Raw genomic sequence first — 23955 nt, forward strand, 5'->3', positions numbered from 1 at the left:
GCCGATGCAAGCTCAGAAGCTGGGATCATCGGGCCGGATACGAGATCCGCGCCGATCATCCAGTCAGTTCTGCGCCAGCGGGCGCGGCATTTCTGCCGGCTGGATTGGCCTGGACTCGAACGTAACCTCGCGGTCCCCCGGCCATTTCAGGCGGTAGGCGAGCTTGATCTCCTTCTCCGCGCCGGGGGCGAGATCGAAGGTCCAGGCCGAGACGCCGCGTTTGTCGCCGACCTGTTTCTCGGTGGGCGGGGTGGTCTGCGGCAGGGTCTCGACCGTGATCGAACTGTTCTCCGAGAAGGGCACGCGTTCCATGACGGTGACCTTGACTGGCTGAGCGTGGAGGCTCTTCACCACAGTCCTGAATTCGCGCAGATCCGTGCGTGTCTGGCCGAGCCAGGTCGGCTCGTTCTCCCGGCGGCGCACCGGGGCGCGGCTCACCTTGAGCTTGTCATCGGCGCCGAACCCGAGCTCGACCTTATCGCCAGGCGCGACCAGCCCGAGCCGGCCGCGGCCGATATAGGCGCCGTCACGGTGCAGCAGGACCTCGCCTGGAAGCAGCGGTGCCTCGTCCTCATGGAGGAAGACGGCTTCGAGATAGGCTTTCTCCTCAAGCTCCGGTGTGGCGCGGGCCGAGAGCATCGGGCTGACCTGCCCCTGGCTCAGCACCACGGCCTTGGACGTCGCGCCCTGGGGGACTGTGACGCGGCCAGGCACGATGAAGCTCGCCTGATAGGTGCTGGTCTCGACCTGGGCCGTCTGGACTTCTGCCGGGCGCGCTGAATCCGCCATCTTGCGTGACTTCGCGGCCTCGTATTCGGCTTCGGCCTTCGCCCTGGCCGCCGCCATCGGGGCCGGCGCGGCGCCGAGGCGTGTGCGGCTCTCATAGAGTACCGCCGCATCGAAGAAGGAGACCTGCACCGGGGCGAGCTCGGGCGCGCGCGTGCCGCCCGCCGAGCGCGTGGTCGAGAGGGTCAGCGCGACGTCGGTCCAGTCCTCGCCGGTACGCTGGCGCAGCTCCGCGCGGCGAATGAAGGTGATCTCGGGCTTGGCGGTGGCGCTGCCGGTCGCCAGCCTGGCCTCATAGCTCGGCAGCCAGTTCGCGCTGGTGACGCGGTAGCTGACGGTGAACTCTGCTGCGAGCGGCGCCTTGGCCTCGACCGCGATCGCGACGTCGCGCCTGGGTGCATTGCCGCGGCCGGCCTGCGGCCTTGTGCGCTCCAGCGCCTCGATTTCAGCCTGTGTATTGGAGACGCGGCTGCGCGCGATGCGCAGCTCGTCATTGACCTTGACCAGCGCGGTGCCGATCGCATCGAACACGGCCGGCCAGTCGCTGATCGGCAGTGCCTTGCCGTCGGTGCCGAGCTTGTCGGGGCCCGTCTGGCCGAAACGCTCGATGGTTCCGCGCTTGGCTTCGATCGCACTGACCTGGCCTTCGAGCGCCTCCTTCTGCTCGCGCAGGGCCTTGAGCTTGGTCTCGATCACCGCATCGAGGCCCTGGCCGGCATCGCCGGGAACGGGGCGGACATCGACCGCGCCAATCGCGAAGCTGCCGTCACCCTTGCCTTCGACACGGATCGAGGCTGGATCGACCGCTGCCGGCAGGCCACGCAGCACGACCTGCGAGGCGCCCTGCAGCAACTCGGCCTTGCCGAGCCGGGTCACCACCGCGCCGTCGGGGTAGACCGTGACCCGGTCGATCCGCGTCGGCAGTTCGATCTCGGCTGCGCTTGCAAGGCTCGGCGCGAAGATCAGGGCGGCGGCAAGTCGGCTCATCATCAGGCATTCCCCCGAGGCAAATCAGTGCGACGGATTGGCGCGTCGGAATTCGGCGGGGCCAAGGCGGAATTGGGCCGGAATGCGGTTGTGCCCCGACTCTCAGGCCCTGGCGCGCATGCTCATGTGAGGCTTGACGCGATGTGCGATGAAATTCCGCAATTCGGTGACGCGCCGCTCGCTGTCCAGAACCTCTTCATCGAGGCCATGAGCCCAGGCGAGGTCATGCCGCGTCGGCTCGGCATCAAGCGCGTAGAGATCGGCAAGCCAGCTTTCTGCCGCCGCTTCGTCCTTGCGAAAACCTTCCGCGATCAGGGTCGGCACCATGCGCCCGAGGATCGAAGCGACCTGACCGAGCGGGAACTCGGGATGATACTGCACGCCCCAGAAGGTGCCCCCGTCATGGCGGATCTCGGCCGCATGCACGGCGCTGTAGGCATTCGAGGCGAGCACCGTCGTATCCGCTGGGGGCAGGGCGATGGTGTCGAGATGGATCGCGGGCGCATCGAAGCTGAGCGGGCGGCCAGTGAGCAGCGGATGCGAACGCCCGGCTTCGGTCAGGGTGATCTTGCGGGCGAGGCCGATCTCGCGGCCCCTGGGATTGGCGACGACGGTGCCGCCGGCGGCGACAGCGCCCATCTGGATGCCCCAGCAGGAGCCGAAACTGGGCGTGCCGCTGGCATAGATCGCCCGCATCAGCTCGATCTGGCGCGTGACCGACGGTTCGAGGTTGTAGATGTGCAGGGCCGAGCCGGTGAGGAAGATGCCGTCATAGGACGAAAGCCCGGCCCCGTCCGGCAGGTTCGCGCCGGCATCGGCCGGCAGGCAGATATCGGTGATGCTCTCGGGCGCGATCGAGCGCACCACATCGGCATAGGCCTCGCCCGGCTGGCTGCCATAGCCGGCAGCATGGCTCTCGCGCTGCTCCCTGGTGTTGCCATCGACGACGAGCAGGCGCAGCGGTCTCGAAACATGCAGCATGGTGGCAAACGCCTCTGAGGAGGGATGCGTCGGGCGACGGGCAGCCTTGCGCCTCATCTCATAGGATGCGACGGGGACACAAGGCTATTGAAGCGCATTCCGCCCCCGCACAGGCCGCAACCTTGTCCCCAGCCACCTCCCTGCCGCAGCGTGTCTGGGGCAACGCCTATCTGCTCCTGATCCTCACCACCTTGATGTGGGGTGGCAATGCCGTGGCGAGCCGGCTTGCGGTGGGGCAGATCTCGCCGATGGCGCTGACCTCGCTGCGCTGGGTTTTCGTCTGTGCGATCCTGCCGCTGATGCTGCGGCGCGAGCTGAAGCACTATGCGCCGGTCCTGATGGCGCATCGCTGGCGGATCATCACGCTCGGCGCGCTTGGCTTCACGGCCTTCAACGCGCTGATGTACCTCGCAGCCTATTCGACGACCGCGATCAATATCGGGATTCTGCAGGGCTCGATCCCGGTTTATGTTCTGATCGGTGCGTTCATTGCCTATCGCACGCCGATCGGCTGGATGCAGGCGCTCGGCGTCGCTGTCACCATGATTGGCGTGCTGGTGACGGCGAGCCGCGGCGATGTCGCGACGCTCGCGAATTTCAGCTTCGTGCCGGGCGATGTCTGGATGATCATCGGCTGCGTCTTCTATGCCGGCTACACGGTCGGCATCCGCTCGCGTCCGGCGGTACCCGGGCTGGTCTTCTTCACGGCCATGGCGATCGTCGCCGGCATCGTCTCGCTGCCGCTGCTCGGGCTTGAAATCTGGAGTGGCAGCGTCATCTGGCCGACTCTCGAAGGCTGGGCGATCCTGGCCTATGTCGTGATCGGGCCGTCCCTGCTCTCCCAGCTCTTCTTCCTGCGCGCGGTCGAACTGATCGGACCCGGTCGGGCCGGCGTCTTCGTCAACCTCGTGCCGGTCTTTGCGCCGGTGCTCGCCGTGCTGATCCTGGGAGAGCATCTCGCGCTCTATCACGGGCTGGCGCTGGCGCTGGTGCTGGGCGGCATCTGGATCGCCGAGCATCGCGCCGCCCGGGCATGAGCCCTCACTTCAGGCTCTCGACCGCGAGCTTCGCCACGGCTGCATGAGCCGCTTCGCGCGCCGTGGCATCGGCCTGCGCGCCGGCAAGATAGACCGCGATCGCAAAACGCCGCCCGTCGGGCAGGGCGACAATCCCGATATCGTTGATGGCGCTGTTGATGCCGTCGAGCGTGTCGCCGGTGCCGGTCTTGTGGGCGAAGGTTGCTCCAGTGGGGAGACCCGCCCTGATCCGTTGGGCACCGGTCGGTGATTTCAGGAGGATTCCGGTCAGAAGCCGGTCATGCGCGGGCTCGCGCAGCCAGTTGCCCCTGACGAGGCCTTCGAGAAAGGCGATCGAGGCCTCGGGTGTGGCGGAATCCCGAGCTTCGCCGTTGATATAGCTCTCCAGCGCCGCGCGCCGCTTTTGCCTCGGCATGGCCGCGATCGCGGCCTCGAAGGCTTCGTCGTCGATGACCTCATCCCAGGCGAAGGCCGGAAGGCCGGCGATCTCGGGCTGGAATTCGCGCTCGTAGCGGTCGACGGAGATTCCGGAGAGGCCGCCTTCGTTCAGCATGGTCGTGACGACCTTCGGGCCGCCGATCCGCTTCATCAGCACGTCGGCGGCGCTGTTGTCGCTTGCGCCGGTCGAGCGGGTGAGAAGGTCCGTCACCGTGTAGGCCTGTTCCTCGCCCTTGAAGCCCTTCTTCATCGGGCTCCAGTAGAGCGCAAGCTCGTTGCGCTTCACCAGGATCTCCTGGTCGAGCCTGAGCTTGCCGGCCTCGACCGCCTGCAGCACCGTGACCGCGAGCGGCAGCTTGAAGACGCTCTGCATCGGGAAGCGCTCCTGCCCGCGATGCGACCAGCTCTTGCGGTCCTTCAGGTCGATCAGCGCGACGCCGAGGCGGCCCCTGGCATCCCGTTCGATGGCCTGGATGCCGCTGTCGAGTTTCGCCTTGTCCCAGTCGGCGAGGGCTGGTGTGGGAACGAGGCAGGCGAGCGTGAGAGCGGCGAATCGCGACATGAAAAATCCCCTGTGGCGGGGGCCACAGGGGATCTGGATTGCGGCGCCGTCTGGGCGCGATGCAGGCGGCTTCAGAACTTCAGCCGGCGCGCCCGCTTGACCATCGGGATCTCGTGGATCTTTTCGAGCAGCTCGTCCGAGATCGCCTCGTCGACGGCGACATAGCAGATCGCGTCGCCGCCCGGCTTGTCGCGGCCGAGGCTGAAGGTCGCGACATTGACGCCGGCTGCGCCGAGCAGCGAGCCGAACTGGCCGATGAAGCCCGGCTTGTCGGCATTGCGGACATAAAGCATGTGCGGCGCGAACTCGGCATCGACCTGGATGTCGCGGATCTCGACGATGCGCGGCTTGCCGTCCTGAAACACCGTGCCCGACGCATGGCGTGGCATATCCTCGGCGTCGACGACGATGCGGATGACGCTCTCGAGATTGCCGGCGACCTCGCGTGTCATCTCCTCGACGACGATACCCTTCTCCTTGGCGATCATCGCGGCGTTGACCATGTTGATCTCGGGCAGGAAGGGCCGCAGCACGCCGGTGATCGCGGCGGCCGAGATCGCCTTCAGGTTGAGATGGGCGACCGCGCCCTCATACTCGATGCGGATGCCCTTGACGGCGGCCTCGGTGAGCTGACCCAGGAAGGAGCCGAGCTTTTCGGCGAGCGCGACGAAGGGCTTGATCCGCGGCGCTTCCTCGGCCGAGATCGACGGGAAGTTGACAGCATTGGTGATCGCGCCCTTGAGCAGGTAGTCCGACATCTGCTCGGCGACCTGGAGCGCGACATTCTCCTGCGCCTCGTTGGTCGAGGCGCCGAGATGCGGCGTGCAGACGACGTTCTCCAGCCCGAAGAGCGGGTTCGTCTCGGCCGGCTCGGCCGAGAACACGTCGAAGGCGGCGCCCGCGACATGGCCGGACTTGATCAGCGCGGCGAGCGCCGCCTCGTCTACCAGACCGCCGCGCGCGCAGTTGATGATGCGCACGCCCTTCTTGGTCTTGGCGAGATTCTCGGCCGAGAGGATGTTTTTCGTCTTTTCCGTCATCGGCACGTGCAGGGTGATGAAATCCGCACGCTTCAGCAACTCGTCGAGCTCGACCTTCTCGACGCCGAGCTGCACGGCCCGCTCCGGCGAGAGATAGGGGTCGAAGGCGATGACGCGCATCTTCAGGCCGATGCCGCGCTCGGCGACGATCGAGCCGATATTGCCGCAGCCGATCAGGCCGAGCGTCTTGGCGGTGATCTCGACGCCCATGAAGCGGTTCTTCTCCCACTTCCCGGCCTGGGTCGAGAGGTCGGCGGAGGGGATCTGCCGTGCGAGCGCGAACATCATGGCGATGGCGTGCTCGGCGGTGGTGATCGAATTGCCGAAAGGCGTGTTCATCACGATGATGCCGCGCGCGGTCGCGGCCGGGATCTCGACATTGTCGACGCCGATGCCGGCGCGGCCGATGACCTTCAGGTTCTTCGCCTGCTCCAGGAGCTTGGCGGTGGCCTTGGTCGCCGACCGGATGGCGAGGCCGTCATACTCGCCGATGATCGCGGCGAGCTTGTCCTTGTCCTTGCCGAGGCTCGGATCGAAGGTCACGTCGATGCCGCGATCCTTGAAGATCTGCACGGCGGCGGGAGAAAGAGCGTCCGAGATCAGGACTTTGGGGGCGGTCATGGGGAATACCTCGGTTGCCCGCGCATGAGGGCGGGCCAAATGGGGAAGGTCGTCATGGCCGCCGCTTGCGGCGACCATCCACGTCTTCGCGCGGGTCGGGCGCGCGCCTGGACAAAAGGCCACCGGGCCTCAAAGTCTTCGACCCGCACGCCATCGGCATCGCAAGGCAGAATGGTCGGGCGTGGCCCGACCATGACGTTGAGCGCGACGCAGCTGCGCTTACGCCGCCTTCTTCAGCCCGGCCTTGGCCTCGTTGAAGGCATAGGTGATCCAGGGCAGCAGCGCCTTGAGATCGCGGCTCTGCACGGTCGCACCGCACCAGATGCGCAGACCGGGAGGGGCGTCGCGATAATGCCCGAGATCGAAGCCGGCGCCGGCCTTCTCGATGATCGAAACCACCTGCTTGGCAAAGGCGGCCTGGGCGTCGGCCGGCAGCGCCGTCACCGCCGGGTCGGTGAACTTCAGGCACACCGAGGTGTTCGAGCGCGTCTTCGGCTTCACCGCGAGGAAATCGATCCAGTCATTCTCGCGCACGAACTTGGCGAGCACGCGGGCATTGCCGTCGGCGCGCTTCACCAGCCCGTCGAGCCCGCCGACCTTCTTCGCCCAGTGCAGCGCATCGAGATAATCCTCGACCGCGAGCATGGAGGGCGTGTTGATCGTCTCGCCGACAAAAATGCCTTCGGAGAGCTTGCCGCCGGAGGTCATGCGGAAAACCTTGGGCAGCGGCCAGGCCGGCTTGTAGGTCGTGAGGCGTTCGACGGCGCGCGGCGAGAGCACGATCATGCCATGGGCCGCTTCGCCGCCCAGAACCTTCTGCCAGGAGAAGGTCGTGACATCGAGCTTGGCCCAGTCGAGGCGTTGAGCGAAGGCGGCCGAGGTCGCGTCGCAGATCGTCAGGCCTTCGCGGTCATCGGCGATCCAGCTCGCGTCGACGACGCGCACGCCGGACGTCGTGCCGTTCCAGGTGAAGACGACGTCGCGATTCCTGGTGTCGACCTTCTTCAGGTTCGGCAGTTCGCCATAGGGCGCATTGAAGATGCGGACATCGCTGAGCTTGAGCTGCTTGGCGACATCGGTCACCCATCCCTCGCCAAAGCTCTCCCAGGCGAGCATGTCGACGCCGCGCGCCCCGAGCAGCGACCACATCGCCATCTCAACGGCGCCGGTATCGGAGGCGGGCACGATGCCGATGCGGTAATCGGCCGGCACCTGCAGGATCTCACGCGTCAGGTCGATCGCAAGCTTGAGCTTGTCCTTGCCGATCTTGGCACGGTGCGAGCGGCCGAGCGCCGCGTCTGACAGGGCTTTGAGGGACCAGCCGGGGCGCTTGGCGCAGGGGCCGGACGAAAAATGCGGCACGCGCGGACGCGTGGCCGGAACAGTATTCACCATCGATGTCTCCATCCTTACAGATGGGCGCGCCGCGTTGGGGCGGCGTGTCCCGTCGATGGGGGTAGGGGATCAGGGCGGGGCGAGTCAAGCGGGAGCAACAATCAGGTGAAATCGAAAGGGAGTCTTTCGGAATTTCGCGCTCGTGGTGATCGAGCTGATGAAGCGCTCGAAGAATCGGCGATGACACGGCCCGGCTGGCTAGAACTTCCGGCGCTGCTCGCCGAGATCTCCGGCGTTATTGCGATCGCTGCGGGGCAGTGATCGCAACTGAAGCCGAGGAGGGCGAGGAGACAGGCGAAGGTCGCGACGGGCTGCGGTCGCGAGAGGCATGACGGCTGCCCTCATCGGCTGGCGGACGCCCGCAGCGGGACGAATGCGTCCCCGGATCGCGAGACTTCAAAGAGCTGCCATCCCTCTTGATCTCAAGTTTGGTTGAGGTTGTAGAACGCCGCTTTCCCAGGCGGAGACATGGCATGACCGAGCAGATCATCATCCGGAACGTGATGCGGATCACCGAGGGGCGGTTGGGGCGGTTCAGGGAGGCGGTGCGACAGGCGGTCGACCATGTCGAGCAGAACGGGCCGCAACTGACGGTGCGGACTTTCATCGATGACGATGAGATGTGCGCGGTCAGCTTTCAGCTCTACAGGAACTCGGACGACATTCTGCGCCACTGGCAGATGTCCGATCCCCACATCCAGGCCGTCTCGGAGCATTGCACCGTCGAGGCGATCGAAATCTATGGCAGCATCAGCAAGGAGGTCGAAGCGGGCCTCGCCCCCTTCGTCAACGACGGACGTGGCCGGATCGCCAAGCCGTTCGCGGGTTTTTCGCGTTTCTAGCGAGGGAAACGAATAGCACTGGGCGGCGGATCCGGCGCGGCAGGCGGAAGGCCACGGCGGCGCCTCTCCCGTCATGGTCGGCCTTCCACCGACCAGCCCGCCTCAATCCCCCGTCATCGTCATCTCCGCGTCCATCGCCTTCATCTTCGGATTGGCTGCGCAAAACGCCCTGATCCTGGCCGCGACATCGGCGGGCGTCCTGTCCCTGGCAGTGTGACCGGCCGGCTTGTGCCCGCCATTCCTCAGATACGCGGCGCAGGTCATCTCCGGGTCGGTGATTGCGGCGGAAGCCGGGGAGGCGAGGAGGAGGCAGACGAAGGCCGCGGCAAGCGCGCGGGAGGCGAGAGGCATGATGGCTGTCCTGAACGGTCGGGCCATGCGGCCCTTTTGCGCCGCTCCTGCACCGCCCGGCCGTGTCGCGCAACGACGCTGACTGACGCCCCGGTCTGCAAGCATCGCATTGCAGAAGGCCAAGAGGTTTTCGGAGCCGGCCGGCTAACCCACCGGCACAATCGTCCCGGGGTCGTCATCGCCGACGCCGCTCTTGTTGACGCGGCGGTCGACGATCCAGTCGCGCAGCGCCGGCGGTGGGTCGGAGAGCAGCTTTTCGCCGGCGGAGCCGTCGAGCCAGGCGTCGAAATCCCTGGGGTGCAGCATGCAGGGCATGCGGTCATGCAGTGTCGCGATCCCAGCGACGGGGTCGCGCACGATGATCGTGCAGCTGATGATCTCCTGCCCGGTTTCCGGGTCCTTCCAGCGTTCCCAGAGCCCGGCGAAGGCAAGCAGCGCGCCGTCGGCGGCGCTGATGAAATGCGGGGTCTTGTCGCCCTTCGGCCCGGTCCATTCGAAGAAGCCGCTGGCCGGGATGATGCAGCGCCGGCTCCTGAAGGCCGAGCGGAAGGTCGGCTTCGTCGCCACCGACTCGACCCGTGCGTTGAAGGTGGCGCCGACCTCGTTCGGCCTGCCCTTGTGCCAGGGCGGGATCAGCCCCCAGCGCGCCGGCATGAGCTCGCGGCCGAGCGGCGTCCTGACGATGATCCGTACGGTGTCGGTCGGCGCGAGATTGTAATGCGGCTGGAGATTGGCCCGCTCGGTCGGCACCGTCAGCGGCTGGCTGAAGGCGACGATCTCCTCCCAGGTAAAAGCCTGGCTGAAACGTCCACACATGGCGTCATCTCCCGACCGGGGAGGGGCAGGATGATGTGGCAGTGGTGGCGCTGTAAAGCGCGGCGCGCTCGCGCCGCGTTCAGATCTTCTTGTCGGTGATCACGCCGGTCCGCATGGTACCGCTGGCTTCGAGCTGCTTCTTGATCTCGTCGCGGATTTTGTCTGCGATCTCGCCCTTGGCCTTGGGATCGAGCTGGTCGAACTGTTCCTTGGTCAGGCCGAACTTGGCGAGCATGGCGGTGTGCATGCGCTCGGCCGGCGTCATCTGGGCGTGTTTGAGGAAATCCGTTTCCGCCGTCTTCTGCGCCGCGGACTTGTCGGCAACCTTGGCAACGGTCTTGAAGGCATCGGCAAGCGATGTGGCCGGCTGGGACGACGAGATTGAAATCGACATGGCAACCTCCGGACTGGTTGCACGCGTCACGCAAGGCGCGGGCCAGAGGCGCCTTCGGAGAAGTCTTTGTTTCTCAATGCTTTATTGATTGGCTTCGGTGCCGCTGCACGCGCAATCCCGGCAGGCGGGAAGAAATTGCCGGGCAATTCCTTCCCGGGAAGGTTGAGAGTACTCCTCTCCCACATCGAAGTCGCGGGTTCCCGACTTCGATACTTCCGAGAGCTGATCTCGGGCAGGCCCGAGATCAGGGAGTGGGGAGGCGGGGCGCGGTGCGCCCGTCTTAGACGCCCTTCAGGTGGGCGTTGCACTGGCTGTAATAGCCGCCGCCCTTCTGGATCCATTTCAGGTCGGCATTGCCGCCGCTGGCCTTGTTGATGTTGTACTGGTCGTTGCAGGTCTTGAAGCGCTGCTTGCCGGCGGTCTCGGACGCGTATTTCGGGTCGACCTTGGCCGGGAAGACAGCATTGCTCATGGCGGCGTGCGGCTTCGCCTGAGCCGGCGCGGCGGCGGGCGCAGCCAACTGCGGCTTCGGCTGGGCGGCCGGGGCAGCAGCCGGCGTTGCGGCGGCCGGCGTGGCGGCGTCGCTGCACTGGCTCTTGCGGAAGTCGTTCCAGGATTGGCCACCCAGCGTGTTGCCGGTCTTGGCGGCGTTATATTTCGTACTGCATTCCTTCATCGTCAGGGCCTGGGCCGGCGTCGCCGCCGGCAGGGCGAAGCCGCCCGCGAGCGCAAACAGGCCGAGGGCAAGCGCAGTGCTGGTCTTGGTCATGGTCATCGCCTCCTGACGGGGCATGCCCGTCGGCGGAACCTGGGCCGGGCGAGCGCATCCCATCCCGGTCAGGTCTCCGAAAAAGAGGATATTCCTCGTAAAATGAACGGTCCATGAGGGATCTTGGGGCTGGCGATCACGGTTTTGAGGTTGTGGCCCATGCGTCGGATGCGGCTGCGCCGGAGACAAGGTCGGGCATGATGGACGGGGGGAGGGCGCTTCGCATCTTCTCCTGCCAGAAGAGAGGCGCCGGGGTCCGTCGTTGTGCCACCGGGCTTGACCGCGCCGCCTCCGTCTCGTCCATGGGGCGAAACCAGCAGAGGAGCCGGAGACGGACATGGCCAAGAAGACGCCGGAGCAACTCACCAAGGAGTTCGAGGGCCGCAAGGCGAAGGGGCTGGCCAAGGGCGGTGCCGCCTATTGGCCCAATGTTTTGGCGAATGCGGTGCTGAAGCTCGCAGCGAGCGGCAACGAGATCAGCCTCGCGGCGCTGAGCGAGCAGCTTTCCAGGGATGCCGAGGCGCAGGACGTCACGCTGAAGGCGGGGGCGGCCGAGGCGATCGCGCGGCTCGGCCAGGCGGTGGCGCGGGCGGCAGAGAGTTAAAGGGCCTCAGCCGTTCCCGCCCGCGAGCCTGCCTGCTTCGGGAAGCCGGCGCAGCCGCCATGGCCATCAGCCGGCCTGGCAGGACCCGAAGACCGGCTATGTTCGCCGGACGATCTCGCTGCCCTCCGGAGATATCATCGAGCTGCTGCAGATCACGCTGCCGCCCCGGTGTGCGGGTGCCGTATCCGGCCGCCGCCTTCCTGTTCCAGCGCCAGCAGATCTGGGTGCTGCAGGGCGAGCTCGAATTCCGCGAAGGCCAGGGGTTCCTAGGCTGCCCGGTGCCCGGCCCTGGCCGCGCGCTGCTCCTGCGTGCGGAAGGCTGCGACGAGCTGGTTCAGCCGCTCGATCTGGCTGAGCAGGGTGCGGGCCGAGGCCGCGCTCTGTTCGGCGAGCGCGGCGTTGCTCTGGGTGATCTCGTCCATATGGCTGACGGTCTGGCTCATCTCGTCGATGCCATTGGCCTGTTCGCCGGACGCCACCGCGATCTCGTTGACGGTGCCGGAGACGCGCATCGAGGCATCGACGATCTTCTCCAGCGTACCGCCGGCGAGGCGGACAAGCCGGACGCCTTCGGCGACCTCGGCATCGGAAGACCCGATCAGCCCTGTGATGTCCTTGGCGGCCTCGGCCGAGCGCTGGGCAAGCGCCCGGACCTCGGCTGCCACGACCGCAAAGCCGCGCCCGGCATCCCCCGCACGCGCCGCTTCGACCGCGGCGTTGAGCGCGAGAAGATTGGTCTGGAAGGCGATGCCGTCGATCACCGTGGTGATCTCCGAGATCTTTTTCGAGGCCTGCTCGATGCGGGTCATGGCATCGATTGCGTCGCTGACGATGGTGCCGCCGGTGCGGGCGACGGCGGCGGCGTCATCGGCCAGCGCAACCGACTCGCGCGAGGACTGGGCCGAGGTCTTGACGGATGCGGCGAGCTCTTCGGTCGTCGCTGCCGTCTGTTCGAGCGCGGCGGCCTGTTCCTCGGTGCGTCGCGACAGGTCGTCTGCGCCGGATGCGATCTCCTGCGAGGAGGTGGCGATCGAGCCCGACGTCGCCTGGATGGTCGTGACCATTTCGCCGAGCTGTTCCATGGCGTGATTGAAATGGCTGCGCAGCAGCGCGTATTCGGGCGGCATCTCCGCGTCCATGCGGAAGGTCAGGTCGCCCTTGGCGAGCGCGGCCATGCCTTCGCTGACCAGGCTGACGACCCTGTCGCGCTCGTCCGCCTTGGCCTGCTCGACGGCGCGCGCCTCTGCCTCGACCTTGAGGCGGGCGGCCTCGGACGCCTCGAGATAGACCGAGATGGCATAGTCCATGTCGAGCAGCGTTGCCTTGACGATGGCCGCGATCTCCGCGGCACGGTCCTCGGCGCCTTCGATCTTGCCGCCGAAGCGACCCTTCGGCCAACGCGCCTCCAGCACCTTGCCGATCAGTTGCTCCAGCAACAGGGCATAGCCGCCGATATACCAGCGTGGCTCCAGGCCGATCCTGGCGTGGACCTTGCCGACCGTGGTGACGGCGGCGACGTAATCCTCGTCGAGCTGGCCCCGGGCGATACGGTCCCAGTAGCCGAGCTGCTTGCTCTTCGCGTGCTCGATATGGGCGTCGCTGCCGAAGAAGACGCGGGTTTCGGGGAAGGCGCGGACCTGTGCATAGAAGGCGCCAAGCGCATCCGGCAGGGCCTCGAGAAGCGTGTCCTCGACATCGTGGATGCGCCGCAACGCGTCCGGACCGAGCTTCATGAAGTCGCGCCGCCGGGCGAGATCGTCGGATGGTGCCATAGCCGTTTACTCGAGCCTGATGCGCCGAGCCCCCTCGGCACGCCGGCGGAAATTCGGCGATGGCTGGTTAACATCCGAAGAAGATTGCGGCGCTTGCCTGCATGACGGAGCGTCTGTGGTCCTATGCCGCAGGACTGTCGGCTGTGGCACGCGCGGGCCACAGCCGTAGACGGCTCACCGCAGGCCTTCGTAGCGCTCGAGAAAGGCCTCAACGGGCAGCGTCCGGAAATCGTCGAGCGCGGCGCGCAAGGCGGCGTGGTCCCAGTCCCACCAGGACAGCGCAATCAACCTCTCCGCGATGTCCTCGGGAAAGCGCCGGCGGATCGGCCTGGCCGGGTTGCCGGCGACGATGGTGTAGGCCTGCACGTCCTTGGTGACGACGGCGCCACCGGCGATAACCGCGCCCGTGCCGATCGAGCGGCCGGCCAGCACGATCGCGCCATGGCCGATCCAGACATCGTGGCCGATCGTCACCGGCGTCGAGCGACGCCAGGCGAAGAAGGGCGCATCGTCCTCGGCATCGTCGAAATAGGCGCTGGCGCGGTAGCTGAAATGCGACTGGCTCGCCCGCTGCATCGGGTGGTTGCCGGGGTTGATGCGGGTCATGGCCGCAATCGAACAGAATTTGCCGATTGTCGTGTAAATGACATTCGAGTCGTTCACGACATAGGAGTAGTCCCCCATCGTCGACTCGACGAAGGAGGTGCGCGCGCCGATTTCGGTGTAGCGCCCGAGCGTCGCCTGCCGCACGTGAGCGGTCGGATCGATCACAGGTTCAAGTCCGAGTTTCTTGCCCGCCATGTCGTCATCCTCTCAAGATCTGCTGGAGCCCTCTGCAGCCATGATGGCCGCAGGATCGGGAGTTCTCGTGCTGGTGGTTGGCCCGTCCGGAGCGGGCAAGGACACGCTGATGGAGGCCGCCCGTGCCGCGCTGGCAGGCGATGGCCGCTTCGCCTTCGTTCGCCGCCTGATCACCCGCCAGGCCATGGCCGGCGCCGAGGACCACGACAGCTGCAGCGAGGCTGAATTCGACGAGGCCGAAGCGCGCGGCGCACTCGCGCTCAGCTGGCGCGCCCATGGCCTCTGCTACGGCATTCCGGCCGCAGCGCTGGCCGGCATCGCGAGCGGGCAGGTGGTGATCGCCAATGGCTCGCGCCGGGCCGTTCCCGCGGCCGAGCGTCTTGCCGGCCAGGTGACGGTGGTCAACATCACCGCCCCGAACGAGGTTCTTGCCAGGCGGCTGGCAGCGCGTGGACGCGAAAGCGAGGCCGATATCCGTGCCCGGCTTGCCCGCGAGGTGCCGCTGACGACTGAGCGCGCACAACTGGTTTCGATCCAGAACGACCGGACCGTGGCCGAGGCGGCCGGCGAGTTCGTCGCCGTGTTGACCGCGCTCAGCCCGCATCGCTGATCAGGCCAGCGGAAAACTGTCGAGCAGGCGGAAGCGGCCTGCCCGCGTGTCCTGCTTGAAGAGTGCGATGCGGTCGATCACGGCGGGCTTTGCCGGAACGGCCTGCGCGTAGGCATCGCTGAGAGCGAGCTGTACGGAAGCCCCCTGATCCATCGGCAGCGAGCCGGTCAGCGTCATGTGGAAGCGGAAGGCGTCGCCGACATAGGGATAGCCATAGGCTTCGAGATAGGCGCGCTGGGCCGGGGTCAGCGGGTTTTTCAGGCGCCGCGCCATATCGGCCTCGGCCAGTGGAGCGCGGAACGGCTCGAAGGCCTGGACGAGGGCGAAGGCGAAGCGCTGCAGCGCCGGGCTTTCGGCCGAAGGGGTCAGCGCGATGAAGGAACCGAGCGCGGTGAGGCTCAGGCCGTCGAGCGGGACGCTCTCGAGGCCTGCCGCATAATTATGGGCGAAGGCGCGCAACTGGCCTTCGCTGCGACCAGCAGCCAGTTCGAACGGGGCCTTCAGCGTGGCGTGGAAACCGTAGCGGCGCGGTTCCTCCGTCAGGGCCGGCCACTGGCTGTGATCGCAGCCGGGCGGCACGAGGGCGGGGACATCCGCGCCGGTGACGGCGTCATAGCCCAGCACGGCGCTGCCGAAGCGCCAGAGGGCGCTGTCGGCGGCGGGGGCGTAATAGAGAGCGTAGCGCGGCGTGCTCAAAATGCGCGCTCGCCCTTCGACCAGACGGCGGCGATCACCGGCGTCGCGCCGAGTGCCTTGAAGCGCACCAGGTCGGCGCGCAGGCCGGTCTTCAGGTGGCCGCGATCCTTCAGGCCGAGGATGTCGGAGATCTTCCAGGTCACCATGCCCATGGCGTCGGGCAGCGCGATGCCATGGCTGGCATGCAGCTTCAGCACAGCCTGCAGCAGGCTTGCCGGGACATAATCGGAGGAGAGGCCGTCGAGCAGGCCCTTCTCGGCCAGTTCGGAGACCGAGACGCCGCCGGAATGCGAGCCGCCACGCACGACGTTCGGTGCACCGGCGATGGTGGCAAGCCCACGCTGCTTCGCGGCTGCCGCCGCTTCGATCGTGGTCGGGAACTCCGAAATCACGGCGCCCGACGCGACACCAGCCTCGACATGGTCGACCGTGGTGTCGTCATGGGTCGCGATCGGGATGCCGCGCGTCCGGAACATCTCGACCACGGCGCTCCAGTTGCTCGGCACATTGGCCGTGCCTTCGGACTGGCGGACGGCGACGTCCTCCTCGAACTCGGCCTCGGTCTTGCCATTGCCGAGCGCATAGGTGCGCAGGTGCTGGATGTCGCGCCACTGGCGTTGGCCGGGCGTGTGGTCCATCAGCGAAACGAGCTGGACGAGGTCGTCCTCGCGATAGGGCTCGATGTCGCGCATCAGGTCCGGACTGGTCAGTTCGCAGCGCATATGGATGCGGTGGTCGATGCGGAAGACGCCTTCGGCCTTGCCTTCGCGCAGCGCCTTCATCACGTCGGCGAAGATGTCCTTGCGGTAGTCCTTGGCCGAGAAAGGCGTGCCGGCGCAGACCGCGTCATAGACGGTGGTGACCCCGGAGGCCGCCATCTGGGCGTCATGGACCAGCGCTGCTGCAAGCCCGTTCGGCCAGAACACCTTGGGCCGGGGCATGAAGTGCTTTTCCATGTTGTCGGTATGCATCTCGACGAGGCCGGGAGCGACATAGTCGCCGCCGATGTCGATCGCGCCCGGCAATTGCGAGCGGCCCTGGTCGACAGCGGTGATCCCGGTTGCGTCGAAGGCGATCGTGCCGGTGACGACCTCGTTCTCCAGGATCAGCTTGGCATTGGTGAGAACGGTCTGCATCAGGCGGCCTTCCGGAATGCGGTGATGTCGAGATAGCGGGTGGCGACGCGCTCGCGCACCGCCTCGTCATGGAAGATCCCGACGATGGCGGACCCGTTTGCGCGCGCCTCACCGATCAGGTCAACCACGACGTCGCGATTGGCGGCATCGAGCGAGGCGGTCGGTTCGTCGATCAGCAGGATCGGCGCCGGATCGACGAAGGAACGGGCGATGTTGACGCGCTGCTGTTCGCCGCCGGAGAAGGTGGCGGGCGCGAGGTGCCAGAGGCGTTCCGGCAGGTTCAGCCGGGCAAGAATCGCCTCGGCGCGCGCGCTGGCCTCATCAGTGGAGACGCCGCGCGCCAGCAGCGGATCGCGGACGATGTCGAGCGCCGAAACGCGCGGGATCACGCGCAGGAACTGCGAGACGAAACCGAGCGTGCGGCGGCGGATATCGAGCACCGTGCGCGGCACGGCCGCGACGATGTCGATGGCCCGGCCGGCATGGGTGATGTGAATATGGCCGGAGCTCGGCCGGTAGTTGCCGTAGAGAATGCGCAGCAGGCTCGACTTGCCGGCGCCCGAGGCTCCGGCAAGCACGAGCGCCTCGCCGGCCTCGACGCTGAAATTGATATTGTCGAAGACAGGCAGCCGGACCCCGCCCTGATTGTGCAGGGTAAAGGTCTTGGCGACGTTCTCGACGTGAATCATCGTGGTCATGGTCGGGATGCCTTGCGCGGTTCCGGTGACGCGATTGTGACGCTCATACGCTCAGCACGGCCGAGGTGAGCAACTGCGTGTAGGCGTGATGGGGGTCGTCCAGGACCTGATCGGTCAGCCCCTGCTCGACGACGCGGCCGTCCTTCATCACCATCAGCCGGTCGGTGAGCAGGCGCGCGACGGCGAGGTCATGCGTGACGATGATGGCGGCCAGACCGAGATCTCGGACCAGCACGCGCAGCAGATCGAGAAGCCGCGCCTGCACGGAAACGTCGAGGCCACCGGTCGGCTCGTCCATGAAGACGAGTTTCGGCTCCGAGACCAGCACACGGGCGATCTGCAGACGCTGCTGCATGCCGCCCGAGAACTGGCGCGGACGATCGTCGATGCGGTTCTCGGCGATCTCGACACGGGTGAGCCAGTCGAGCGCGCGCTCGCGGATCTTGCCGTAATGCCGGTCGCCGCGGTCCATCAGGCGCTCGCCGACATTGCCGCCGGCCGAGACGTCCATGCGCAGGCCGTCGCGCGGGTTCTGGTGCACAATGCCCCAGGCCGTGCGCATCAGGCGGCGGCGATCCTGCTCGGCGACCGAGTAGATGTCGAGCGGCTGGCCCGAGCCGCGAAACAGCACCTCGCCCTCGTCCGGAGCGTCGATGCCGGCGAGGCAGCGCAGCAAGGTCGATTTGCCCGAGCCGGATTCGCCAACGATGCCGAGCACTTCGCCCGGCCAGAGATCGAAGGAGACATCGGCGCAGCCGATGCGCTCGCCATAGAAGCGGCTGACGCCGGAGACCGAGAGCAGCGGATCGGGATCGATGCCGAGATCCTGGGGGGAGACATGCTGGGTCATGACTGCGAAACCTCGTCCTTGGCCTGCTTGTCGTCGACGAGATGGAGCGCCGATGCGTCGGCCAGCATTGCGCCGCGATGACCGTCAGCGCGCCGCGTCTCGCAATGATGGCTGTCGGAGCAGACGAACATGCGCCCGCCGCGGTCGTCGGTGACGACTTCGTCGAGATAGGAATCGGTTGCCCCGCAGAGCCCGCAGGGCTCGTTCCAGCTCTGGATGCGGAAGGGATGGTCCTCGAAATCGAGGCTGCGCACACTGGTATGGGGCGGCACCGCATAGATGCGCTTCTCGCGGCCGGCTCCGAAGAGCTGGAGCGAGGGCGACATGTGCATCTTCGGATTGTCGAATTTCGGGATCGGCGACGGCGCCATCACATAGCGGCCGTTGACGTCGACCGGATAGTCATAGGTCGTCGTCACCTCGCCGAAGCGGGCGATATTCTCGTAGAGCTTGACCTGCATCAGCCCGTATTCGGCCCAGGCGTGCATCTTGCGGGTCTCGGCCTCGCGCGGCTCGAGTTTCCGCAGGGGTTCCGGCTGCGGCACCTGATAGACCATGATCTGCCCGGCCTTCAGCGGCGCTTCCGGGATGCGGTGGCGGGTCTGGATGATGGTGGCCTCGTCCGTCGCCTCGGTCGTCTTCGCATCGGCGGTGCGTTCGAAGAAGCGGCGGATCGAGACGGCGTTGGTGGTGTCGTCCGCGCCCTGGTCGATGACCTTCAGCACATCGTCCGGGCCGATGATCGCGGCGGTGATCTGGATACCGCCCGTGCCCCAGCCGCGCGCCAGCGGCATTTCTCGTGAGCCGAACGGCACCTGATAGCCCGGCACCGCGACCGCCTTGAGCAGGGCGCGGCGGATCATCCGCTTGGTCTGCTCGTCGAGATAGGCATAATTATAAGCCGGCTTCGTATCTTCGCCGGGGACGATCTGATGCAGGGTCATTCCGCGGCCTCCGGCAGGGTGTCTTGCGTCTCTTGGACCTGGGTCTCTTGGGGCTCGCCCGCCAGGCGCTGCTCGCGCTCGCGGCGGATGCGGCGGATCAGTTCGAGCTCTCCCTGGAAGTCGACATAATGCGGCAGCTTGAGATGCTCGACGAAGCCGGCCGCTTCGACATTGTCGGAGTGGTAGAGCACGAATTCGTCCTGCTGCGCGGGATACTCTGCCGCCTCGCCGAATTCGCGCGCCTTGAGCGCACGATCGACCAGCGACATCGACATCGCCTTGCGCTCGGCATGGCCGAAGGCGAGGCCATAGCCGCGCGTGAACTGCGGCGGTACGTCCTTGGTGCCGTTGAATTGGTTGACCATCTGGCATTCGGTCAGGGTGATCTCTCCGAGATCGACCGCGAAGCCGAGTTCCTCGGGCACGAATTCGACGCTGACCTCGCCGACCCGGACCTCGCCGACGAAGGGATGCGAATTGCCGTATCCGCGCTGCACGGAATAGCCGAGGCCGAGCATGAAGCCCTCATCGCCGCGCGCCATCGCCTGGAGCCGGACATCGCGGTCGGCGGGGAAGGAGACCGGCTCGCGGGTGAGATCGAAGGGGCGGGGATCACCCTCCGGCGGCTCCTCGGCTTCCATCAGGCCTTCGGCGCCGAGAATGTCGGGCACGCGCGGCATGGTGGCGTCGAGCGGCTCGGGCGCCGCCGCAGGTGTCGCTGCAGGAGAGGCGCCATCCATCAGCGCGAAATCGAACAGGCGGTGGGTGTAGTCATAGGTCGGGCCAAGCACCTGGCCGCCCGGAAGGTCCTTGTAGGTGGCGGAGACGCGGCGGCGGATCGCCATCTGCGCCGTGTCGACGGGCTCCGACGAGCCGAAGCGCGGCAAGGTCGTGCGATAGGCCCGCATCAGGAAGGCGGCTTCGATGGCGTCGCCCTGCGCCTGCTTTAGCGCCAGCGCTGCGAGATCGGGGTCGTAGAGCGAGCCTTCGTTCATGACGCGGGCGCAGGCGAGCCCCATCTGCTCGCGGATCTGCGCGACGGCCAATTCGGGCACGGCCTCGTTGCCGCGGCGGGCTTCCGCGATGAGATCATGTGTGGCGAGGATGGCGGCCTCGCCCCCCTTGACGGCGACATACATCAGCGGACCTCCCGGATCTGCGTCGAGCGCGGCAGGCCGATGATCGCCTCGCCATGGCTGAGAATGAGGTCGATGCCGAGGGGGTAGCGCGCGGCATTGGCCGCGACCTCGGCCCAGAAGCCGGGGCGCAGTCCGTTTGGTGCAATCTCGCGGCTGTCGGCGATGCCCGGGCCGGTCAGCGTCACGGCGTCGCCGCCTGCGAGGCTGGTGCATTGCACGATCACGCTGGTCGAGCGATCCGGAAACTGGTCGGTGCCGGGGCTGAATGCGGACAGCGCCGGAGCGGTATCGGTGCCGTTCAGCACGGCGAAGGCAGCTTCAGCCGGGTTTTCGACCAAAGTCGCTCCGCAATGGAAGCGCAGCCAGGCGCCGGCAGGCCCCGCCCGCAGATCGGCAGGCAGCCAGATCGGCGTCTCGTAATCGGCGAGGGTCAGCAGGGCGGTGGCGATTGCCGGTTCCAATCCGGCCGGCGCAGCAAATCCGGTTTCGACGTCCTGGACGAGGCCGGGCTCCGACAAGGCGGCGAGCAGGGCGCGGAAGGCGGCCTGGGACTGGAAGACCGGCTCGGAAAAGCCGGCGCCAATGAGTGTGTCGTCCTGCATCACGCGCCCCGGACCAGAGTGAAGAAATCGACCTTGGTGGCTGCAGCCTTGCGCGAGGCGAGGGTGCGCGCCGCCTGCTGGCGGGCCGCAAGTTCGGCGACGCCGCTGCGGAGCGGCGCGGCTTCGCCCTCGCCCTGCAGCAGTCCGTCGATCACGGCTGCGAGCCGCGCTTTGCGGCCGTCGCGACCGAGAGCGTAGGAAAAGCCCATCGTGCCGTCGCCGAGGCGCACGACGCAGCGCGTCACGGTGGCTTCGCCGAGGTTGAAGCGGCGTCCCGCACCGCCGGCGCGCCCCTCGACCATCACGGTCCCGGTTTCGGGTGCCTTCAGCACGTCATGGTCGGGCAGGGCACCGAGCCCGCTGGCGAGGCTCTCGATCTCGGTGCGAGAGGCCCGGGCGAGGATTGCCAGCCATTGCTGTCGTGGGGTTGTCCCGCTCATCTCAGGTCGCTCTCTGGTCAGGGCCTAATGTCTAGACTACGATAGGGTCGTTGCTGAGAAAGGTCTATACATTTTGGATGAAGCTTTGATGACGGATGCCCATGCAGCCAGCCAGGCCGGCGAAGCCGCCACGGCATGGCGGCGTATCGCGGACGAGATCGAAGCGGCGATCGGGCGCGGCGAATACGAGACGGGCGCGACGCTGCCCTCTTCGCTCGCGCTGGCCGAGCGCTATGGGGTGCACCGGCACACGGTTCGGCAGGCCTTTCGGCATCTCGCCGATCGAGGGCTGGTCAGCGTCTCGCGCGGACGCGGGACGCAGGTCACGGCGCCACGCTTTCCCTATCGCATCGGCCGGCGCGTCAGCATGCGCACCAATTTCGGCGCGGCCGGCATCACCGTGGCCGGCTCGATCCTGGGAGCCGGGATCGTCAAGGGCGAGGCGGAGGCCTGCGCGGCCCTGCGATTGGAGGACGGAGCGCCGCTCTGGCGGATCGAGACGCTGAGCCTGGCCGGCGGCGTGCCGGTGAGCACCGGCGTGCATCTGCTCTCGGCCGAGCGCTTCCCGGATTTCGACAAGATGCTGAGCCGGGCCGGTTCGTCGATCTCGGCGGCTTTCGCCGCCTGCGGCATCCCGGATTATGTGCGGCTTTCGACACGGCTTTCGGCGCGGCTCGCCAGCGAGCGCGAGGCGCTGCTGCTCAGGATCGAGCCCGGCGCCGCGGTCATGCTCTCCGCGGCGGTCGACGCACTGCCGGATCTGACCCCGATCCATCTGGTCGACGGCATCTTTGCCGGCGAACGGATGGAAATGGTCGTCGAGCCGTTCGCGGAGTGAGTGCAGTTGCTCGCGTAGCCCGGCGAGGCGTGAACGGTCGGGGCAGGCCCTGTCATGACGCGCCTGTCCGTCAGGTGGCCCTTTTGCCGATGATGGCGAAGCGCAGCTTGCTGGATAGGAAGTCGATCGCGGTCACAGCGGCAAGCACCAGCAGGATCAGGAACGAGACCTGCTGCCATTCCAGGGTGCGGATGGTCTCGGCGAGATAGAGCCCGATGCCGCCGGCGCCGACGATGCCGATGATGGTCGAGGAGCGGGTGTTCGACTCGATGAAATAGAGCACCTGGCTGGCGATGACCGGCAGGACCTGCGGGATCAGGCCGAAGCGGATCTCGTGGAGCTTGCCGCCGCCGGAGGAGGTCACGCCCTCGACGGGCTTGCGGTCGGCGGATTCGATCGCTTCCGAATAAAGCTTGCCGAAGGCGCCGAGATCGCTGGTCATGATCGCGAGCATGCCGGCGAAGGGGCCAAGGCCCACGACATTGACCCAGATCAGGGCCCAGATCAGCGCATCGACGCCGCGCACGGTGTCGAGCGAGCGCCGCGCCAGGAAATGGATGACGCGATTGGCGACGACGTTCTTGGCCGCGAGGAAGCCAAGCGGGAAGGCGAGGATCGCGGCGAGGATCGTGCCAAGGAAGGCGATGGCGATGGTCTCGAACAGCGCTTTCACGAAGATCACGGCGCGGGCGGCGGAGCCGGGGTCCGGCGGCAGCATCAGCACGACGAATGTGCCGAGATTGCCGATGCCGGTGATGATCTTCCAGAGCGAGACTTCCAGCGTCGTCAGCCCGTAGAGGAAGAGGCCGAGCATACCGGCAAGGACTGCGATGGTGGTCAGGCGCGTCTTCAGCGAACCGTCGATGGCCCCCTGGTGGCGCCGGACGAGATCGGCGCGCTCGGCGGCGGTGAGGGCGAGGCTCATGAGCGGTGCTCCAGGCTGAGCAGGGCGTGGCGCAGGCGCTCGGTGCCGTAGTCGATCAGCATGACGGTGACGATGATCAGCAGCAGGATGGCGCTGACATCGGTGAAGTAGAATTTGCGGATGGCCTCGATCAGATCCTGGCCGATGCCGCCAGCCCCGACGAAGCCCATGATCGAGGCGCCGCGGACATTGATCTCGAAGCGCAGCAGCGCGTAGCTGGCGAAATTGGAAAGCACCTGCGGGACGACGGCGAAGCGGATCGTCTGCCACCAGCCCGCGCCTGTCGCAGTGAGGCCGTCGACCGGCTTCATGTCGATGTTCTCGACCACCTCGGAGAAGAGCTTGCCCATCGCACCCATGGTGTGGATCGCGATGGCGAGCACGCCCGGCAGCGGGCCGAGGCCGAAGGCGATGACGAAGATCAGCGCGAAGACGATCTCCGGCACGGTGCGGCAGAATTCGAGGAAGCGGCGGGTCGCCCAGCGCAGCCAGCCGGCACGGCCGAGATTGGCGGCGGCGGAAAAGCAGAGCAGGAAGCCGCCGACGGCGCCCAGAACGGTGCCGACATAGGCAATCAGCAGGGTCTGCCAGAGCAGCTTCAGCCAGCCGTTCAGGCCCCAGTACCATTCCTTGAGATCGGCACCGAGCGTGGCGAGGCGCAGGGTCGGCAGGGTCTCGAGGATGTATTTCGGGAAACGCCAGGCGTTCGCGGCGAATTTCGCGAGATCGACCTCCGAGCCGATCGCGGAGAGGACGACGCAGGCGATGAAGATGGCAGCGCCGAGCAGGGCCTGGCGGCGCTTTGCGCCCATCTCGCGCCGATAGAGATCGGCATGGCCGCGAATGGCGGGGTCGTTGCGATCGATCGTCAGGGTCATGTT

At 66.8% G+C, this 23955-nt stretch carries 27 protein-coding genes; 6 read left to right on the forward strand and 21 right to left on the reverse strand.

Features of this window, described 5'->3' with window-relative positions; genetic code table 11:
* Positions 1 to 63: 63 nt before the first annotated feature.
* Both BIWAKO_RS14100 and BIWAKO_RS14105 read right to left on the reverse strand, forming a co-directional pair.
* The gene (locus BIWAKO_RS14100) at positions 64 to 1776 is read right to left on the reverse strand and encodes a mucoidy inhibitor MuiA family protein (protein WP_069879196.1); all 1713 of its coding nucleotides are present in this window, start codon (positions 1774 to 1776) and stop codon (positions 64 to 66) included.
* A gap of 99 nt (positions 1777 to 1875) precedes the next feature.
* Positions 1876 to 2754, reverse strand: coding sequence for a type 1 glutamine amidotransferase (locus BIWAKO_RS14105; RefSeq protein ID WP_069879197.1), 879 nt, complete (start codon positions 2752 to 2754; stop codon positions 1876 to 1878).
* 122 nt (positions 2755 to 2876) lie between these two features.
* Here BIWAKO_RS14105 and BIWAKO_RS14110 point away from each other — a divergent pair, with 122 nt between their 5' ends.
* The gene (locus BIWAKO_RS14110) at positions 2877 to 3791 is read left to right on the forward strand and encodes a DMT family transporter (protein ID WP_069879198.1); all 915 of its coding nucleotides are present in this window, start codon (positions 2877 to 2879) and stop codon (positions 3789 to 3791) included.
* 4 nt (positions 3792 to 3795) lie between these two features.
* On the opposite strand, the gene bla is transcribed toward BIWAKO_RS14110, so the two are convergent.
* The 3 genes from bla to BIWAKO_RS14125 form a co-directional block, all read right to left on the reverse strand.
* Positions 3796 to 4791, reverse strand: a complete 996-nt coding sequence (bla, locus tag BIWAKO_RS14115) for a class A beta-lactamase (RefSeq protein WP_069879199.1) — start codon at positions 4789 to 4791, stop codon at positions 3796 to 3798.
* A gap of 71 nt (positions 4792 to 4862) precedes the next feature.
* A complete protein-coding gene (serA, locus tag BIWAKO_RS14120; protein WP_069882480.1) occupies positions 4863 to 6452 on the reverse strand; it encodes a phosphoglycerate dehydrogenase in 1590 nt (529 codons plus the stop codon).
* Between the two features lie 219 nt (positions 6453 to 6671).
* Positions 6672 to 7847 (reverse strand): phosphoserine transaminase, encoded by a 1176-nt coding sequence (locus BIWAKO_RS14125; protein ID WP_069882481.1) that lies wholly within the window; start codon positions 7845 to 7847, stop codon positions 6672 to 6674.
* Positions 7848 to 7952: 105 nt separating this feature from the next.
* Here BIWAKO_RS14125 and BIWAKO_RS35945 point away from each other — a divergent pair, with 105 nt between their 5' ends.
* Positions 7953 to 8108 carry a hypothetical protein gene (locus BIWAKO_RS35945; RefSeq protein ID WP_176733320.1) on the forward strand — a complete coding sequence of 52 codons (156 nt, stop codon included), beginning with the start codon at positions 7953 to 7955 and terminating at the stop codon, positions 8106 to 8108.
* Positions 8109 to 8320: 212 nt separating this feature from the next.
* Entirely contained in the window at positions 8321 to 8689 is a 369-nt protein-coding gene (locus BIWAKO_RS14130; protein WP_069879200.1) for a hypothetical protein, read from the forward strand.
* 102 nt (positions 8690 to 8791) lie between these two features.
* Here the strand turns inward: BIWAKO_RS14130 and BIWAKO_RS14135 are convergent, their stop codons facing one another.
* The 4 genes from BIWAKO_RS14135 to BIWAKO_RS14150 all read right to left on the reverse strand — a co-directional run bounded on the left by BIWAKO_RS14135 (position 8792) and on the right by BIWAKO_RS14150 (position 11019).
* The gene (locus BIWAKO_RS14135) at positions 8792 to 9040 is read right to left on the reverse strand and encodes a hypothetical protein (RefSeq protein ID WP_069879201.1); all 249 of its coding nucleotides are present in this window, start codon (positions 9038 to 9040) and stop codon (positions 8792 to 8794) included.
* A gap of 144 nt (positions 9041 to 9184) precedes the next feature.
* Positions 9185 to 9856, reverse strand: a complete 672-nt coding sequence (locus BIWAKO_RS14140) for an SOS response-associated peptidase (RefSeq protein WP_069879202.1) — start codon at positions 9854 to 9856, stop codon at positions 9185 to 9187.
* Between the two features lie 79 nt (positions 9857 to 9935).
* A complete protein-coding gene (locus tag BIWAKO_RS14145; protein ID WP_069879203.1) occupies positions 9936 to 10250 on the reverse strand; it encodes a hypothetical protein in 315 nt (104 codons plus the stop codon).
* A 280-nt stretch (positions 10251 to 10530) separates the two neighbouring features.
* On the reverse strand, positions 10531 to 11019 hold the full coding sequence (locus BIWAKO_RS14150) for a hypothetical protein (RefSeq protein WP_069882482.1): 489 nt from the start codon (positions 11017 to 11019) through the stop codon (positions 10531 to 10533).
* A gap of 337 nt (positions 11020 to 11356) precedes the next feature.
* Here BIWAKO_RS14150 and BIWAKO_RS14155 point away from each other — a divergent pair, with 337 nt between their 5' ends.
* Positions 11357 to 11623 (forward strand): hypothetical protein, encoded by a 267-nt coding sequence (locus BIWAKO_RS14155; RefSeq protein WP_069879204.1) that lies wholly within the window; start codon positions 11357 to 11359, stop codon positions 11621 to 11623.
* Between the two features lie 266 nt (positions 11624 to 11889).
* On the opposite strand, the gene BIWAKO_RS14160 is transcribed toward BIWAKO_RS14155, so the two are convergent.
* Both BIWAKO_RS14160 and BIWAKO_RS14165 read right to left on the reverse strand, forming a co-directional pair.
* Positions 11890 to 13395, reverse strand: a complete 1506-nt coding sequence (locus BIWAKO_RS14160; protein ID WP_069879205.1) for a methyl-accepting chemotaxis protein — start codon at positions 13393 to 13395, stop codon at positions 11890 to 11892.
* 174 nt (positions 13396 to 13569) lie between these two features.
* A complete protein-coding gene (locus BIWAKO_RS14165; protein WP_069879206.1) occupies positions 13570 to 14196 on the reverse strand; it encodes an LbetaH domain-containing protein in 627 nt (208 codons plus the stop codon).
* 40 nt (positions 14197 to 14236) lie between these two features.
* On the opposite strand from BIWAKO_RS14165, the gene phnN reads away from it, so the two are divergent.
* Entirely contained in the window at positions 14237 to 14806 is a 570-nt protein-coding gene (gene phnN, locus BIWAKO_RS14170) for a phosphonate metabolism protein/1,5-bisphosphokinase (PRPP-forming) PhnN (RefSeq protein ID WP_069879207.1), read from the forward strand.
* On the opposite strand, the gene BIWAKO_RS14175 is transcribed toward phnN, so the two are convergent.
* The 8 genes from BIWAKO_RS14175 to phnG are packed head-to-tail and all read right to left on the reverse strand — an operon-like array spanning position 14807 to position 21311.
* Positions 14807 to 15502 (reverse strand): DUF1045 domain-containing protein, encoded by a 696-nt coding sequence (locus BIWAKO_RS14175; RefSeq protein ID WP_244523444.1) that lies wholly within the window; start codon positions 15500 to 15502, stop codon positions 14807 to 14809.
* Positions 15499 to 16638: an alpha-D-ribose 1-methylphosphonate 5-triphosphate diphosphatase gene (locus BIWAKO_RS14180; RefSeq protein WP_069879209.1), complete on the reverse strand. Its 1140-nt coding sequence runs from the start codon at positions 16636 to 16638 to the stop codon at positions 15499 to 15501. Before BIWAKO_RS14180 ends, BIWAKO_RS14175 begins: the two co-directional genes overlap by 4 nt.
* Positions 16638 to 17336 (reverse strand): phosphonate C-P lyase system protein PhnL, encoded by a 699-nt coding sequence (phnL, locus tag BIWAKO_RS14185; RefSeq protein WP_069879210.1) that lies wholly within the window; start codon positions 17334 to 17336, stop codon positions 16638 to 16640. Before phnL ends, BIWAKO_RS14180 begins: the two co-directional genes overlap by 1 nt.
* A gap of 43 nt (positions 17337 to 17379) precedes the next feature.
* Positions 17380 to 18153 (reverse strand): phosphonate C-P lyase system protein PhnK, encoded by a 774-nt coding sequence (gene phnK, locus BIWAKO_RS14190; protein ID WP_201788699.1) that lies wholly within the window; start codon positions 18151 to 18153, stop codon positions 17380 to 17382.
* 29 nt (positions 18154 to 18182) lie between these two features.
* Positions 18183 to 19130: an alpha-D-ribose 1-methylphosphonate 5-phosphate C-P-lyase PhnJ gene (locus BIWAKO_RS14195; RefSeq protein WP_069879212.1), complete on the reverse strand. Its 948-nt coding sequence runs from the start codon at positions 19128 to 19130 to the stop codon at positions 18183 to 18185.
* The gene (locus BIWAKO_RS14200) at positions 19127 to 20269 is read right to left on the reverse strand and encodes a carbon-phosphorus lyase complex subunit (RefSeq protein WP_069879213.1); all 1143 of its coding nucleotides are present in this window, start codon (positions 20267 to 20269) and stop codon (positions 19127 to 19129) included. Before BIWAKO_RS14200 ends, BIWAKO_RS14195 begins: the two co-directional genes overlap by 4 nt.
* Complete coding sequence (phnH, locus tag BIWAKO_RS14205) at positions 20269 to 20871, reverse strand: phosphonate C-P lyase system protein PhnH (protein ID WP_069879214.1); 603 nt, start codon at positions 20869 to 20871, stop codon at positions 20269 to 20271. The genes BIWAKO_RS14200 and phnH overlap by 1 nt, the downstream gene beginning before the upstream one ends.
* Positions 20871 to 21311: a phosphonate C-P lyase system protein PhnG gene (gene phnG, locus BIWAKO_RS14210; protein WP_069879215.1), complete on the reverse strand. Its 441-nt coding sequence runs from the start codon at positions 21309 to 21311 to the stop codon at positions 20871 to 20873. The genes phnH and phnG overlap by 1 nt, the downstream gene beginning before the upstream one ends.
* An 88-nt stretch (positions 21312 to 21399) precedes the next feature.
* On the opposite strand from phnG, the gene phnF reads away from it, so the two are divergent.
* A complete protein-coding gene (gene phnF, locus BIWAKO_RS14215) occupies positions 21400 to 22149 on the forward strand; it encodes a phosphonate metabolism transcriptional regulator PhnF (protein ID WP_069879216.1) in 750 nt (249 codons plus the stop codon).
* A 70-nt stretch (positions 22150 to 22219) separates the two neighbouring features.
* Here the strand turns inward: phnF and phnE (BIWAKO_RS14220) are convergent, their stop codons facing one another.
* Together phnE (BIWAKO_RS14220) and phnE (BIWAKO_RS14225) are read right to left on the reverse strand one after the other, a co-directional pair.
* A complete protein-coding gene (phnE, locus tag BIWAKO_RS14220; protein ID WP_069879217.1) occupies positions 22220 to 23074 on the reverse strand; it encodes a phosphonate ABC transporter, permease protein PhnE in 855 nt (284 codons plus the stop codon).
* Positions 23071 to 23952: a phosphonate ABC transporter, permease protein PhnE gene (phnE, locus tag BIWAKO_RS14225; RefSeq protein WP_069882483.1), complete on the reverse strand. Its 882-nt coding sequence runs from the start codon at positions 23950 to 23952 to the stop codon at positions 23071 to 23073. Before phnE (BIWAKO_RS14225) ends, phnE (BIWAKO_RS14220) begins: the two co-directional genes overlap by 4 nt.
* Positions 23953 to 23955: the final 3 nt, after the last annotated feature.

This window comes from Bosea sp. BIWAKO-01 (assembly GCF_001748145.1).
Taxonomy (GTDB): Bacteria; Pseudomonadota; Alphaproteobacteria; order Rhizobiales; family Beijerinckiaceae; genus Allobosea.